Source organism: Tistrella sp. (assembly GCF_002684955.1).
In the GTDB taxonomy this organism is placed as follows: Bacteria; Pseudomonadota; Alphaproteobacteria; order Tistrellales; family Tistrellaceae; genus Tistrella; species Tistrella mobilis.
Window position 1 is genome coordinate 93,676 of record NZ_NYWI01000034.1, and the last position, 13,971, is coordinate 107,646.

The window sequence follows — 13,971 nt, forward strand, 5'->3', positions numbered from 1 at the left end:
ACGGCCCGGGATCATCCCGGGCCGTTCGTTCTTTCCGTCGGACAACCAGCTGCGAGGATGAGCCCAGATAGTTTTTTGACAACAGATGCATGGTCAGACATCAGATCGACGCTCGCCACGCGGAATCTTTCCCCGCCTTCCAGAATCTCATAAGCGACGTTCATTGTTTCCGCACCGAGCCCGGAATGGTGCGGGTAGAGGAGCATAACTTCACGACTGCGATAGAGCCGGGCATAGGCCATCAACTGATACACATCGGCCTGCGAAACGCCCCGCTTGGGATCATCGAGATTCTGACCGATGCGCTTCCATTTGGTGTCGATAACCATTCTAGTATTTCGGCCATGCTTGATAAGGAGGTCGGGCCTCGTCCGAAAGAACTGCCTGCCGGCTTCGTCTTGTTCTCTGAGGCAGAATGCGCCTCCGCTCTGAGAATGCACAGTCAGCTCCGTACCGCGAAGTGCGCGCTTTGCGAGCACCGCAATATAAGCTTCGAATAAGTCGTTCATAGGAAACAGAAGTGTGACCCCGTGTTGTGCGTGGATATTGCGGTGCGTGGACTGCCATTCCTGTTTCAGAAACAGACGCGCCAATTCGTAAAGCGATCCCCAACGACGGTTTGTTCGGTCGATTCGAACCTCCGACCATGGGAGAGCGGTTGAGGACACATCGCTGACATCAGCGAACAGAACGCGCAACGTGTCCAAACGGCGGCTGGTTTCGGCTGAACGAGCATGGCGGTGCAGCAAGGCGACGCAAGCCTTCATGATACGAAGCAACGCTGTGTCAGCCGACAGAGCGTCATAACGGCAGGCTATCCGATCGGATCGAACGGCCAGCGTGGTATATTGCCACCTGACGTTGAGTTGTCCGCGTAACACAGGCAAGTCGTTCTCCTGCTCCTGATAGGCGCGCGGCAACCCGCGCCGCGTTTCAGCCATGAGCCGATCGGCGAACAGTCGTATCAGAATGTCGAGCAAAGTCTCTGTCTGCCGCGCCATTGATACTACCTGCCCCTCGCCGATTTGAAGACCGACTGCGACATCGAGCATTTGCACCAGACGGCGCCGGGCGACGACGTCCGATTCGTAAACTTCTGGATGGATCTTGGGCAAAATCTCAAGGCTGCATCCTGGTCCGGCAATCACGCCAACCATTTGCGCCGCAGTGATTTCGGTGTGCCGGTCGATCAGAATGTTGGTGCCATGCTGTTTCGCCAAAGGATGCGCTCGCGCCGCAGCGAGCAGGACGTTGGCCTGCGAGCGCGTGAAGGCCAGGGAATGATTGCGGCTGATGTCCGCACAAACCGGGACACTCCCCCACTCGCGAACGGTGAGATGTGTCATTCCCCGGGTTCACCGACCGCCGCGGGTACGGCATCGAACATGACTTCAGTTCCGCGCAGCAATCGCTGAAAGGCATCCTCGCCAAACGGCGAACGCACTGACCAGCTGAACCGGCTCTCTCCTTCGATTCCAGGTGGAGGATCGAGACGTTCTGCACAGATAAATCCGTCACCAAGCACCGCCGCGATCCGGCTCCAATCCTCGAAGAAATACTCCTGTAACAGCGGAATGACCTTGTTCCGCATTGCCTTTTCAATTTGCTCCGCATTCTCACAGTCGATGAAGAAGGCATGCCCAATACGGTGTTCGCGATCAATGAGGTATTCAATTCGGCGATTGATCGTTGTCAACACGGCCGACAGGTCGATACCGTTTACTACACCCAGCAGGCTTGGATCGGGGGCTATTTCCCGAAAGCTAAAGCGTCGCCGCAGAGCTGTGTCGAGCAAGGCAATCGATCGATCAGCCGTATTCATAGTGCCAATCAAATGGAGATTTGCGGGGACACCAAAATCCTGTTTCTTGGAATACGGCAATTTTACCGTGAGTTCATTTGGCATTCCGAGTCGCTTATCTGGTTCTATTAAGGTAATCAGTTCTCCAAATACTTTTGATATATTTGCCCGATTAATTTCGTCAATAATGAGAACAAATTGTGCCGGCTGTCTTTGAACATCCGCCTCGCCGCCCGGTTCTGCTCCAGGCGCGAGCAATCCGCCTAAGGCCCGAAGATTCACTCTGTCCCGGGCGAGCGCATAGAGTGTCCGCATTGCAAATTGTCCCTCAATAATCAAATCAAGTGGAAGCGGGGCGTCGAGGGTCAGAAGCCACCGAACAGGACGGCGGTGAGGGTAGTAGCTATCCTCTGAAGAAAATTCGTAATCGCCTGTCACCTCTGCAATAGCTCGAAACGACCTATTTCCATAAGGAATGATTACTATGTCACCCTGCTTCATTTTACAGCGGAATAGATAAACCTGGTTCCAATTGCTTGGGCTTCGATCGTTGGGGTTTTGTTCGAGCCATGCTTCCTTGATATTATCCAATGACGAGAATTTATCCGGACTCCAATTGATTACTCCACCCCATCCCAATGCTATATATTTGCCAGCTAAGGCTGCATCGTAATGGTCATTGCCGTCATCAATCGACCCGAGGCTCATTTTCCAGAAAGACCTGCTGTTCAAATCGAGTTCCGATGCACTCGTCGGGATATGAGGTCGCGTTCTCGCCTGATCCGCCAAGGTGCAAATCTCACGAAATATTCCCGGCACGACATCAAGTCGGAACCCTACAGACGAGCCTTCTTCCATGCCCATTTCTGGACGAAGGCCCTCAACAAAGGTTTCATAATCGTAACTTTGATGAAACGTAACGAAGCTGATCCGCTTTTCTGCTACCAGTTCATTGTAACGCGCCATTAATCTTGCACGCCCGCCCGTTAATTGGGGATAGGTGCCTGTTCCGTCGCATAGGGCCACAGCCTCCTGCGCCGTTTGATAGGTCTTGCCAGTGCCAGGAGGGCCGTAGAGAATAAGATTCGTCGGCATCGGTTCGATACGTGCCATGTCGGCATTTCCCCTTATACGATCGGCCTGAGACATATTTTCTCCAAGAAACTTCCCATATTGGGCAAGCCAACTACTCCAACTGGACAACCTGTTAAGGGGATTCTCTGAAGAAGGCATTAGTTTCCGATGATCATCACCGCCATCGTTGAAATTATTACGCATTTCCTTAAGGCGCTTGCGTAGCTCGGTAAATTTATCTGCATGGTAAGCTGCATCGAGATCGACATGTGGAGAGCCCAGTTTGCCAAGATTCTTTTCAATGACCTTTATTGCCTGAACACGAGAATTAAGCCCCCCCTTGGTTTTTTCGCCATCCTTCTGTAACCAAATCCGAAATTCAGCCTCTCGCATCTCGGTCAACCCACTTCATCCAGATACATAGCCTGTGCGGGACGGCAATTTTGTCATTCCACAATGACCACCAGACACACACCTCGATCATGGCTCTCTACACACACACCAACTGTACATGATCGGAATCGATCACAAATTGTAAATTTGTCGATAATTTTTCCCATTTGCACTACCTTTGCGATTATATTTAACTACTAAAAATAGAATATATGTGTATTTTACTTATGTTTTTATAGATAATCAACTGCATTTGGCTACCCAGAAAGCGAATAGCCAGCCCGGCCGATCACTCGCCATCCTTACCTTCGCGTGGCGCAGCTTCGGAACGTCACGCAGCGGCTGACACTCAACAATCGTTGAATTTCCTCAACCTGCAACTTCCCGTTGTGCAATCGCGTGATAAGATCACTCGGTCTGCACATGTCCTTTGCAAAATGGTCCACCATTTCGGGGTCCACCATTTCGGGGCAGAGGACACCTTGGGGGGAAGACATCCATGGCCTATGATCTCAACCAGACGGTGTTCTCACTCAGTCTGGCATCGAATGCCGTCGCCGATATCAAGGCGACGACCTCGGGCTACAACACCGAGCTGACCGCCTATATGGCGGCCGGGCTGAATGGCGGCACGCTGCAGGATCTGTCGAGCGACGGCGCCTTCGCCAACTATCAGGGCCCGGCCTGGCCGGGCTTTTTCCCGACCATGAACAGCCAGCTGGCGGGCGGAGATTGGCAGGTGGTCTGGGGGCCCTGCGTCTGGGTAGCGCCGCTGAAGCACGGCTCGAAGATCCTGTCGCTCTATGCCACGAATTCGATGTATGTCGGCTGGAGCCCGTCGCTCAACACCTATGTGGTGGCGATCGCGGCGACCAATGCCGAAAACGTCATGGACTGGGTCGACGAAGACTTCGATGTCTACGCCCGCACCACCTCGACCTGGCCGCCGGCGATCCCGTTCACCGAAAAGCGGCACGAGGTGCTGCCCGAGAGCACGCCGCAGATCTCCGCCGGCACCGCCACCGGCATCAGCGCCCTTTTGGGCATGACCGATCCGAAACAGGGCTCGCTGCAAAGCTTCCTGGCATCCAAGGCCGACAGCAGCGCCACGCTCTGGTTCACTGGCCACAGTCTGGCCGGCGCGCTCTCCCCCACCCTCGCCTTCTATCTCTATCCGGATCCCACCAAAAGCGGCTGGGGCACCATCAACCTCCTGCCCTCGGCCGGTGCGACCCCGGGCAACCAGGCCTGGCTGGATCTGTTCACCGCGGGCTATCCCGACGCCACCGATCTCGTGAACATGCACGACGTGGTGCCGCGCGCCTGGAACATGCTGCCGACGGTGATCCAGCCCAAGGACAAGGCCGGCAACTATCCCAGCATCTTCGGCATGCTGGGTTCGGGCACCGTCAGCGTCGGCTATACGGTCGACCTGCTGGTGCATTACATGGAACGCCGGATCCGCGACATCACCTATGCCAACATCACGCACAACATGTTCGGTGCGGCGGATTTCTCGTCCAATTGGGGGCATTTCACCTGGGGCACGGTCACGACCGACGCCCAGGGCTATACGCTGAAATCCGACCCCGCCTGGAGCGACTGGCCGGCCTTCACCGACAGCAACCCGGTGACGGCACAGAACCCCGCCCAGACCGGCAAGGCCACGGTGATGGACCAGATCGGCCAGCTGATCACCGCCACCCATATCGACCAGTATGTCCATAATTTCGGCCTGACGCCTTCGCAGCTGCTGCCGGAAGTGCCGGCGGACTGGAAGCCGCAGGCACCGGATCTGGACAGCTTCCAGGCGATGCTCCACGAGGGCTGACCGGCAGCGCGCCATGCAACCAGTTGCGCAGCACTCCGGCTCCGGCTAGAGTTCATGCAACTGGTTGCATAAAAGCCGGAGCGCTCCGAGGATGACCGACGACCTGCCCACTCCCACCCCCCCCCCACTCTCCCCTGCCCACCTCTCCCCTACCCCGCCCTCCCCTCCCCTCTCATCCGCTTTCCCGGCCCTCACCCGGCCGCTGGATCTGGGCTTCATGACCCTGCCCAACCGGGTGCTGATGGGCTCGATGCATCTGGGCCTGGAAGAGGCGCCGCAGGGGTTCGAGCGGATGGCCGCCTTCTATGCCGAACGGGCGCGCGGCGAAGTGGGGCTGATCGTGACCGGCGGCATCGCGCCCAATGAACGGGGCCGGCCGCTACCCGGGGGTGCGATGCTGACCACCAGCGACGAGGCCCGCCGCCACCGGATCGTGACCGACGCGGTGCATGCCGAAGGCGGCCGCATCGCCATGCAGATCCTGCATTTCGGCCGCTATGCCTATCATCCGGATCTGGTGGCGCCGAGTGCGGTGCGCGCACCGATCAACCCTGCCCGCCCCCATGCGCTGACCGGTGCCGAGGTCGAGGAGACGATCGCGGATTTCGTGCGCTGCGCCGCCCTCGCCCGCGAGGCCGGCTATGACGGCGTCGAGATCATGGGATCGGAAGGCTATCTGATCAACGAGTTCATCGCCGCGCGCACCAACCACCGCGACGACGAGTGGGGCGGGCCTTACGAGAACCGGATCCGCTTCCCGGTCGAGATCGTCAGGCGGGTGCGGGAAAAGCTCGGTCCCGACTTCATCATCATCTACCGTCTGTCGATGCTGGATCTGGTGGAGGGCGGATCGACCTTCGAGGAGGTGGCAATCCTGGCCCGCGCCATCGAGGCGGCCGGTGCCACCATCATCAACACCGGCATCGGCTGGCACGAGGCGCGGGTGCCGACCATCGCGACCCGGGTGCCGCGCGGCGCCTTCGCCTGGGTGACGCAGCGGCTGAAGGGCATGGTCGGCCTGCCCCTGGTGGCGACCAACCGGATCAACACGCCGGAGCTGGCCGAACGGCTGCTGGCAGAGGGGGCCTGCGACATGGTGTCGATGGCCCGCCCCTTCCTGGCCGATGCCGATTTCGTGCGCAAGGCCCGCACCGGCCGCGCCGATGAGATCAACACCTGCATCGGCTGCAACCAGGCCTGCCTGGACCATACTTTCGGTGGCAAGATCACCTCCTGCCTGGTCAATCCGCGGGCCTGCAACGAGACTGAGCTGGTGATTGCGCCGACCGCGGCGCCGAAGCGGCTGGCCGTGGTCGGTGCCGGCCCGGCCGGGCTCGCCTTCGCCACCACCGCCGCCGAGCGTGGCCATCAGGTGACGCTGTTCGAGGCCGACGACCAGATCGGCGGCCAGTTCAACCTGGCCAAGACCATCCCGGGCAAGGAGGAGTTCCACGAGACGCTGCGCTATTTCCGCAAGCGGATCGAGCTGACGGGGGTGACGCTGCGGACCGGCCACCGGGCGACGGCGGAGGAGCTGGCCGCCGGCGGTTTCGACGCCGTGATCCTGGCGACCGGCGTGGTGCCGCGCGAGCCCGAGATTGCCGGGCGCGACCATCCGAAGGTGCTGGGCTATCTGGATGTGCTGCGCGACCGCAAGCCGGTGGGGGATCGGGTGGCGATCATCGGCGCCGGCGGCATCGGCTTCGACGTCGCCGAGCTGCTGACCCATGGCGAAACCCACGGACCCGATAGTATTAAAGATTTTGGCCGTGACTGGGGCGTGGACACCAACCCCGCGACGCCGGGCGGGCTGGGCAAGCCGGCCCCCCGCCCCGCCGCACGCCAGGTGCAGCTGCTCCAGCGCAAGGCCGGCCGGCCGGGCGCCGGGCTCGGCAAGACCACCGGCTGGATCCACCGCGCGGCCCTGCAGGCCCGGGGCGTGACCATGACCGGCGGCGTCACCTATGAGCGGATCGACGATGACGGGCTGGTGGTGACAGCGGGCGGCGAGCCCCGGGTCATCCCCGCCGACAGCGTGGTGATCTGCGCCGGGCAGGAGCCGGAGCGCAGCCTGGCCGCGGCGCTGGAGGCGGCCGGCTGCACGGTTCATCTGATCGGCGGTGCCGATCTGGCCCTGGAACTCGACGCCAAGCGCGCCATCGACCAGGGCACACGCCTCGCCGCAACATTCTGACGTCAGAACTTCCCCAACAAGACCGATACGAGGAAACGCACCATGACCGCTCTGCACATCCCCGAAGCCGCCGCCCCCGCCGTCAAAGCCTCGCTTCAGCTCTGGCACCAGATGATGGAGGTCCATGATCTCGGCCGCCTGCGCGAGATCGCCCATCCGGAGGCGGTGTTCCGTTCCCCCATGGCCCATAACGCCTATGCCTCTGCCGATGCGCTGGTGCTGGCGCTGAGCAATGTCATCGAGGTCTTCGAGGATTTCACCTATCACCGCAGCTTCGTGTCGGATGACGGGCTGGATGTGGTGCTGGAATTTTCGGCCACGGTCGACGGCCGCAGCCTGAAGGGCATCGACATGATCCGTTTCGATGCCGACGGGCTGATCCGGGATTTCGAGGTCATGGTCCGGCCGATGAGCGGCCTGCAGGCGCTGGGCGCCCGCATGGCGGCGCGGGTGGGCGGCAGCCTGCCGGCATTCAAGGCCAAGGCCTGACACACGGCCCAGACCTGATCCACGGCCCTTCCTCGGAGCCACGCATGCCGCCTTTTCATCCTGATGCCAGCGCCTGGCCCCGCCCGTGGTCGGCGCTGGAACCCGCATCCTTGCGCGATTTCCGGCCCGATCCGTCGCCGCCGGGCCTGGATGCCCTGTCGCGCGAGGCCGCGGCGCGCTTCGGCGATACCGCAGCCTTCGCCTTTCCGACCCCTGATGGCCGGCTCCAGAGCCTGAGCTTCGCCGAGGTCGATGCCCTTACCGACCGGCTCGCCATGGGGTTCATGCGCGTTCTCGGCGTCGCGCCCGGTACCGTGGTCGCGATCAGACTGCCCAACTGCCTGCACTATCCGCTGGCAGTGCTTGCCGCCTGGAAGGCCGGTGCCATCGTCTCGAACGTCAATCCGCTCTACACCGCCCGGGAGCTCAATCATCAGCTGGAGGATTGCGGCGCCAGGGTGCTGATCACAGCCCCGATCAGCCTCGACCAGCTTGAACAGGCTCTTGCGGACCCCGGCCTCAGGGTGGTGATGATCACACCGGGCGAGGCCCTGCCCTTTGCGGAGCTTCTGGCGAGTGATGCCCCACCCTCCCCTCTCCGGCTGCCGCCTCGTGCCCGTGACGCCGTGGCCCTCTACCAGTATACCGGCGGCACCACGGGGCGGTCGAAAGGCGCGATCCTGACCGATCGCAATCTGCGCGCGGTGCTGGGCCAGACATGGGCACATCTGGCGGCCGAAAACGGTGCGCCGCAGCCGGGGGAGACCATCCTGACCCTGCTGCCGATGTACCATATCTTCGCTTTCACCCTGAATTTCCTGCTGTTTTTCCAGGCCGGCGCCCGCAACCTGCTGATCGCCAATCCGCGCCCGCTGGCCACACTGGAGCCGGTGTTCAGGGATCATCGCATCGACTGGACCACCGGGGTCGACACGCTTTTCGCCGGCCTGCTGGCGGAACCGTGGTTCATTGCCAACCCGCCACGGCTGCGCTTCGCCATCTCGGGCGGCACCGCCCTCCGGCCTGGCACCCATGCCGCCTGGAGCAGCCGGGTCGGGCCGGTGCTGGAAGGCTATGGGATGACGGAAACCTGCTGCATCATCGCCTGCAACCAGGCCAATCCGGCCCTGGTCAGGCCGGGCACGGTCGGCATCCCGATCCCCGGCTGCGAGGTGCGCCTGGTCGATGACGACGGTCGCCCTGCGGCCCCCGGGGTACCGGGGGAGATCCTGGTCGCCGGCGCGCATGTCGTCTCGGGCTATCTCAACGCACCAGCACAGACCGCGGAGGCCTTCATCGATGGCTGGCTGCGCACCGGCGATATCGGCGTCTGGGAGGACGGGCGGCTGAAAATCGTCGACCGCAAGAAGGACATGATCCTGGTCTCAGGCTTCAATGTCTATCCGAACGAGGTCGAAGCGGTGATCGCCGAGCACCCGGCGGTTGTCGATGTGGCGGTCATCGGCGTCCCCGACGACACCACCGGCGAAGCCCTGCGCGCCTTCGTCTCCGTCAGCCGGGAGACCGGGGCGGCAGAGCTGATCGCCCATTGCCGCAAGGCACTCACCGCCTACAAAGTGCCGAAACAGGTGGTGTTCAGGGAGGCCCTGCCCAAATCCCCGGTGGGCAAAATCCTGCGGGCGGCCCTGCGTTAGAGCCGGTTTCCGACACGCCGGCGCCCGGAAACCGGCCGGACACGGGCGCCGTCGGCGGGTCAGTCCGCCGACAGAATCTCCAGCGCATCGACACAGAGATCAATCCAGTTGCTCTCGTGCCGGATGCCCGCCTTCAGCACCAGATGGCGAAGGCGGGCATCCCGCGTGGCCGGCGGCGGCGTGAAGTCCCGGGCCTCGATCTCGCGATAGCGGGCCAGCATGTCGCGGTGCCGCTGCAACCGGCTCCGGAGGTCCTCCGCCAGGCTGGTGGTGCCCAGAACCGCGGCAGCGCGCAGGCGCACCATCAACTCATCTCTCAGCGGCCGGGGCTCCGACACCTCATCCACCCAGCGTGCAAGCTCAGCGCGCCCGGCCGGCAGCACCCGGTAGGCCCGCGGCCGGCCGCGGCTCGCCTCGGGTTCCAGCGCCTCGATCAATCCCCCCGCTTCCAGCCGCGAGAGTTCCCGGTAGATCTGCTGATGGCTCGCCTGCCAGAAATAGCCGATCGAGCGGTCGAACCGGCCGGCCAGTTCCGACCCGGAACAGGGCCGCTCCAGCAGCGAGGTAAGCAGGGCATGGGGCAGGGACATCAAGGGCTCGGCTTTTGATGGGCAGCAGGCGCCGCCACTCTCCGGCTCCCGGCCGTCGACGTCAAGACCCGCAACCCATAACGACGCTCTTCGGCAGCGCTGAACTCGTAACGCCAGGCGCTGAGTTTGATACGGCAGACCGCGGCCACGATCATTATCGGGCCCTGATGTCCTGTTTCAGGGCGCGGAGATGCCCGGGGCGCACCCCACAAGCTCTGTTCGTGAACACCCTTTCAGGCCCTCCAGCCCTCTTTCCAACGCTGAACTCGTAACGCGACGCCTCAGCGGATGCCATCGGTCATGCTCTGCCCCCGCCGTTCCTTCAGCGCCCCATTCTGACATCAGAACACGGCGCCGCCGTATCGTCTTCAGCGAAGCCCGCGACCATGTGGAACGCCTCGCTGAAGCTGATACGCCCGGCCCGGTCGTTCATCGGCCCCGCGTTACAAATTCAGCGTGGCCCGCCTCTGCCGCTGATCCCCAGGCAGTTTGACGCAGGAAGCCCGGCCCCGGATGGTTCTATGATGACGGAATAGCCGGCCGATGGCATCGCCCGCCCCTGCCCGGCTTTCAAGATCAGGACGGCGCTGCCGAGGACGGACATGATGACCATCGACCTGCCGGACGGCACCGGGGCCGGCCCCCGGGTGCCGTGCCACCAGCCACCAGCGCCGGCGTTCCGCCGGGCGACGCTTCACGACGCCGCAGCGATCATCGATATCACGACGGCCGCCTACGCCCCCTGGATCCCGGTGATCGGGCGAGAGCCCGGGCCGATGGGTGACGATGTCCCTGCCCTGCTCGCCGATCCCGATGTCGAGGTCTGGCTGGCAGACGCTGCCGATCCGGCCGTCGGAACCGCGTCGGCCCCTGTCGGTCTGGTCATCCTGATGCCGGACACCGACCATCTCCTCTTGCACAGCATCGCAGTGGCGCCCTCGGCCCAGGGCACCGGGCTCGGTGGTCAGCTGCTCGCCTTTACAGAAGCCCGGGCGGCGGAGCTGAAGCTTCGGGAGGTCCGGCTCTACACCCATGTGCTGATGGCGCGGAATGTCGAGATCTATACGCGCCACGGCTATGTCGAGACCGGGCGCCGGATCGATAACGGGTTCTCGCGGGTCTTTATGACCAAGCGCATCGGCTGATGCAAGGGAGGCATCCGGGCGGCCGGTCCAGCCTGGAATGAGATCCGGAAGCAAGACACCGCAACGACAAACGGCAGGGCCCGAAGGCCCTGCCGTTTCAACTTCAGCGTCGCCGCTCTGCGTCAGCTTCCGCTGAGCAGGGCCTCGATATGATGCTGGATGATTTCGAGACGCTCACGCTCGGCAGCGCTCAGGGGCGTGCCGCGATGGGCTGCGGCTTCAAGGGCAAGGGCCAGACGATCGAGCTGCCGCAGCGACAGCTTGCCCGGCGCCGTGCGCGTGGCGGCCGTTTCAACTTCAGCGTCGTGCTCGGGCAGCCTTGGGGGTTTGCCACTATCCTCGGCCCGGGCGGCGCGGAGGGCGCGGACCGTCAGCTTGCCCTCGAAGGCGAGGGCGACCAGGCGGTCGCGAACGGCCGGGGTCTCGATGCGGGCCAGCTCGACCAGGACATTCTTGGGCAGGGTCAGTTCTGACGTCAGAACCGCATCGAGCAGATCATCCGGCAAGGTGAGGATCCGGAGCACGCCGCTGATCTCGCTCTTGGCCTTGCCCAGGACGCCGGCCGCCTCGGCCTGGCTCCAGCCGCGGCCTTCGATCAGGCGGGCAAGCCCGCGTGCCTCGTCCACCGGCGACAGGTCGACGCGCTGCAGGTTTTCGATCAGCGCTGCGATCTCGGGATCGGCATCATGCTCGATGGCAAGCAGCGTGGGCCATCCGTTCAGCCGCGCAGCGCGGTAGCGTCGCTCACCGGCGACGATGACGTAGTGGCGCCGGTCGGCCGGATCGCGCCGCACCAGGATCGGCTGCAGCTGGCCGTGCTCCTCCATGGTGCGGGCCAGCTCGGCGATCGCTTCGTCGTCGATATACTTGCGCGGCTGATCCGGGTCGGGGCTGATCTTGTCGATCGCCACTTCGAAGGTGTGCTTGAACCGGCTGTTCTCGGTGACCAGCGTGTCGGAGGCATCGGCGATCATCTCGCGCACGGCGCCGAGAATGGGGGAGGGGGCCTTGCGTCGCGGAGCCATCAGACCTCGTCCTCATCAATGCCGGCATAGCTGACATCGACATCAGCGCGGGGCAGGGGGGTATCGCCAATGATGCCAGCAGCCAGTCGCAGATAAACCGACGGTGCGGCACTCGACGGCGAGGCTTCAAGGGCAATGCGGCCATTGCGGGCGGCATGGCCGAAAACGGCGCTGTTCGGCACCGGCTCCAGCACCGGCGCGATATCGCCCATCGCCTGGACCAGATGGGCCAGCACTTCGCGGTCGACCGATTTCCGCCGCCCGTACTGGGTGGGCAGGATACCGGCCAGCCGGAGGGCCGGGTTCAGTCGCCGCTGCACCTTGTTGATGGTGCCGAGAATGAGGCCCACACCCATGGTGTCGTAGGGTTCGGTGCGCACCGGGATCATCACGTCGTCGGAGGCCGCCAGCGACATCCAGGTCAGCATGCCCAGATTGGGCGGGGCATCGATGACGATGAAGTCATAGCGGTCGCGCACCTGCTCCAGCGCTTCGCGCAGGGTGATGTCGAAGCCAGGTTCGCGCCGGCCATCGGTCTCGGCCAGATCGATATGGCTGGCGGCAAGATCACAGAGCGGCGCCCGGTCGGGTATGATCTCTTCGCCGGCTTTGATGATGACCTCGGCGATCGGCACATCGCCCAGGATCACCTGCGCCATGGTCCGCCGCTGGCGATAGGCTTCGACGGCGCCGTCGGCCAGAAGGGCGACGGTGGCGGTGGCCTGGGGGTCCATATCGACCAGCAGCACCCGGTGATCCCCGCGGCTGAGGGCATAGGCCAGGTTCAGCGCGCTGGTGGTCTTGCCCACCCCGCCCTTCTGATTGGCGAAAACAATGGTCCGCGCCTCGCGCCCCTTGCCTTCGACCAGGCGGTTCAGCGCCATCGAGACATCGGCCGGGATCGGATCGCGGCCGTTTTCCCAGCGCGAAATCTTGGGCTTGTCATAGCTGCGGCCAAGCATCTGGTTCAGGGCTTCCTTCAGGTCGGCCTGGCTGAAGCGCAGCTGCTGGCGAAGTTCGCGCATGCGTTCGCCGTTCATCGGGACAGCCTCATAAGGGGAGCCTTTCCGGATCGGATGATGGCCAGCCGGCGGCCGGCTGGAGCGTGACGGGATGGAAGCCGGTCTCGAGGGGGCGCGGTCCCCGTTACCGTTCGGCCGACAGCATGGCACGCCGCCATCAACGCATCAATCACGAAGTTGATGGTTGACCTGATTCCTGATGTGGCCGCGCCCATCGGTCGCAGGCCGGGCGTTACCAATTCAGCGTCGGACTCCGACAATCTGGCCGATGCCTGAAGATCGGGCGGCGGGCGTTTCAAAATCAGCGAGAGCTGTGCCGCAAGAGCCGGAGTCCCGCAGAATCCCGTGCTTCCCGACGCTGAACTCGTAACGCTTCGGCTGCCAGCGACAGGGGAGGGGAGGGGACCGGGCGTTACCAATTCAGCGTGAAGATGACCGCGTCACGACCCGGTGCGGCGTATCGACTTCAGCGTCGAAATCGGCGACCGGCTGTGGACGAAACCCGGTACCCGACTGCCGGGTGATGCCTTGAAGGGGGAGGGGAGGGGTTGATGCAGGTCTCCCGTTTTGGCTGGCATCACAGACCCTTGTCCCAGGTCGTTGAGATGGGGCGGGAGGCGCCTGGACCCCGATGGCATGTACCATGCTGCGTCACCCTATCGGTAAGAAAGATCTATAGGGGACTCTCTATAGGAAGGGGTATCGAGTTCAGCGTGGATAACCGGGGCAGGTGATTCGAGTTCAGCGTGCAG

10 protein-coding genes are annotated in these 13,971 nt (G+C 63.0%); 5 read left to right on the forward strand and 5 right to left on the reverse strand.

Annotated elements, in window-relative coordinates; genetic code table 11:
* Positions 1–11 precede the first annotated feature (11 nt).
* Together CMO28_RS11145 and CMO28_RS11150 are read right to left on the reverse strand one after the other, a co-directional pair.
* Positions 12–1,346, reverse strand: a complete 1,335-nt coding sequence (locus tag CMO28_RS11145; RefSeq protein ID WP_296713418.1) for an McrC family protein — start codon at positions 1,344–1,346, stop codon at positions 12–14.
* Positions 1,343–3,268, reverse strand: a complete 1,926-nt coding sequence (locus CMO28_RS11150) for an AAA family ATPase (RefSeq protein ID WP_296713819.1) — start codon at positions 3,266–3,268, stop codon at positions 1,343–1,345. Before CMO28_RS11150 ends, CMO28_RS11145 begins: the two co-directional genes overlap by 4 nt.
* Before the next feature lie 499 nt (positions 3,269–3,767).
* On the opposite strand from CMO28_RS11150, the gene CMO28_RS11155 reads away from it, so the two are divergent.
* The 4 genes from CMO28_RS11155 (at position 3,768) to CMO28_RS11170 (ending at position 9,437) form a co-directional block, all read left to right on the forward strand.
* On the forward strand, positions 3,768–5,099 hold the full coding sequence (locus CMO28_RS11155) for a lipase family protein (RefSeq protein ID WP_296713420.1): 1,332 nt from the start codon (positions 3,768–3,770) through the stop codon (positions 5,097–5,099).
* A gap of 217 nt (positions 5,100–5,316) precedes the next feature.
* A complete protein-coding gene (locus CMO28_RS11160; RefSeq protein WP_322111330.1) occupies positions 5,317–7,293 on the forward strand; it encodes an NADPH-dependent 2,4-dienoyl-CoA reductase in 1,977 nt (658 codons plus the stop codon).
* 42 nt (positions 7,294–7,335) lie between these two features.
* The gene (locus CMO28_RS11165) at positions 7,336–7,782 is read left to right on the forward strand and encodes a nuclear transport factor 2 family protein (RefSeq protein ID WP_296713424.1); all 447 of its coding nucleotides are present in this window, start codon (positions 7,336–7,338) and stop codon (positions 7,780–7,782) included.
* A 44-nt stretch (positions 7,783–7,826) separates the two neighbouring features.
* A complete protein-coding gene (locus CMO28_RS11170) occupies positions 7,827–9,437 on the forward strand; it encodes an AMP-binding protein (protein ID WP_296713426.1) in 1,611 nt (536 codons plus the stop codon).
* A gap of 59 nt (positions 9,438–9,496) precedes the next feature.
* On the opposite strand, the gene CMO28_RS11175 is transcribed toward CMO28_RS11170, so the two are convergent.
* Positions 9,497–10,027: a PadR family transcriptional regulator gene (locus tag CMO28_RS11175; RefSeq protein WP_296713427.1), complete on the reverse strand. Its 531-nt coding sequence runs from the start codon at positions 10,025–10,027 to the stop codon at positions 9,497–9,499.
* Between the two features lie 602 nt (positions 10,028–10,629).
* On the opposite strand from CMO28_RS11175, the gene CMO28_RS11180 reads away from it, so the two are divergent.
* Positions 10,630–11,172 (forward strand): GNAT family N-acetyltransferase, encoded by a 543-nt coding sequence (locus CMO28_RS11180; protein ID WP_296713429.1) that lies wholly within the window; start codon positions 10,630–10,632, stop codon positions 11,170–11,172.
* Between the two features lie 122 nt (positions 11,173–11,294).
* On the opposite strand, the gene CMO28_RS11185 is transcribed toward CMO28_RS11180, so the two are convergent.
* Both CMO28_RS11185 and CMO28_RS11190 read right to left on the reverse strand, forming a co-directional pair.
* A complete protein-coding gene (locus tag CMO28_RS11185) occupies positions 11,295–12,197 on the reverse strand; it encodes a ParB/RepB/Spo0J family partition protein (RefSeq protein WP_296713431.1) in 903 nt (300 codons plus the stop codon).
* On the reverse strand, positions 12,197–13,237 hold the full coding sequence (locus tag CMO28_RS11190; RefSeq protein ID WP_296713433.1) for an AAA family ATPase: 1,041 nt from the start codon (positions 13,235–13,237) through the stop codon (positions 12,197–12,199). Before CMO28_RS11190 ends, CMO28_RS11185 begins: the two co-directional genes overlap by 1 nt.
* Between the last annotated feature and the right edge of the window lie 734 nt (positions 13,238–13,971).

What these genes read in the sequence shown, in the direction of transcription:
- CMO28_RS11160 (WP_322111330.1), top strand. Translation starts at nt 5,317, where the DNA reads ATGACCCTGCCCAACCGGGTGCTGATGGGCTCGATGCATCTGGGCCTG.
- CMO28_RS11180 (WP_296713429.1), top strand. Translation starts at nt 10,630, where the DNA reads ATGATGACCATCGACCTGCCGGACGGCACCGGGGCCGGCCCCCGGGTG.
- CMO28_RS11185 (WP_296713431.1), bottom strand. Translation starts at nt 12,197, where the DNA reads ATGGCTCCGCGACGCAAGGCCCCCTCCCCCATTCTCGGCGCCGTGCGC.
- CMO28_RS11165 (WP_296713424.1), top strand. Translation starts at nt 7,336, where the DNA reads ATGACCGCTCTGCACATCCCCGAAGCCGCCGCCCCCGCCGTCAAAGCC.
- CMO28_RS11190 (WP_296713433.1), bottom strand. Translation starts at nt 13,237, where the DNA reads ATGAACGGCGAACGCATGCGCGAACTTCGCCAGCAGCTGCGCTTCAGC.
- CMO28_RS11155 (WP_296713420.1), top strand. Translation starts at nt 3,768, where the DNA reads ATGGCCTATGATCTCAACCAGACGGTGTTCTCACTCAGTCTGGCATCG.
- CMO28_RS11145 (WP_296713418.1), bottom strand. Translation starts at nt 1,346, where the DNA reads ATGACACATCTCACCGTTCGCGAGTGGGGGAGTGTCCCGGTTTGTGCG.
- CMO28_RS11170 (WP_296713426.1), top strand. Translation starts at nt 7,827, where the DNA reads ATGCCGCCTTTTCATCCTGATGCCAGCGCCTGGCCCCGCCCGTGGTCG.
- CMO28_RS11175 (WP_296713427.1), bottom strand. Translation starts at nt 10,027, where the DNA reads ATGTCCCTGCCCCATGCCCTGCTTACCTCGCTGCTGGAGCGGCCCTGT.
- CMO28_RS11150 (WP_296713819.1), bottom strand. Translation starts at nt 3,268, where the DNA reads ATGCGAGAGGCTGAATTTCGGATTTGGTTACAGAAGGATGGCGAAAAA.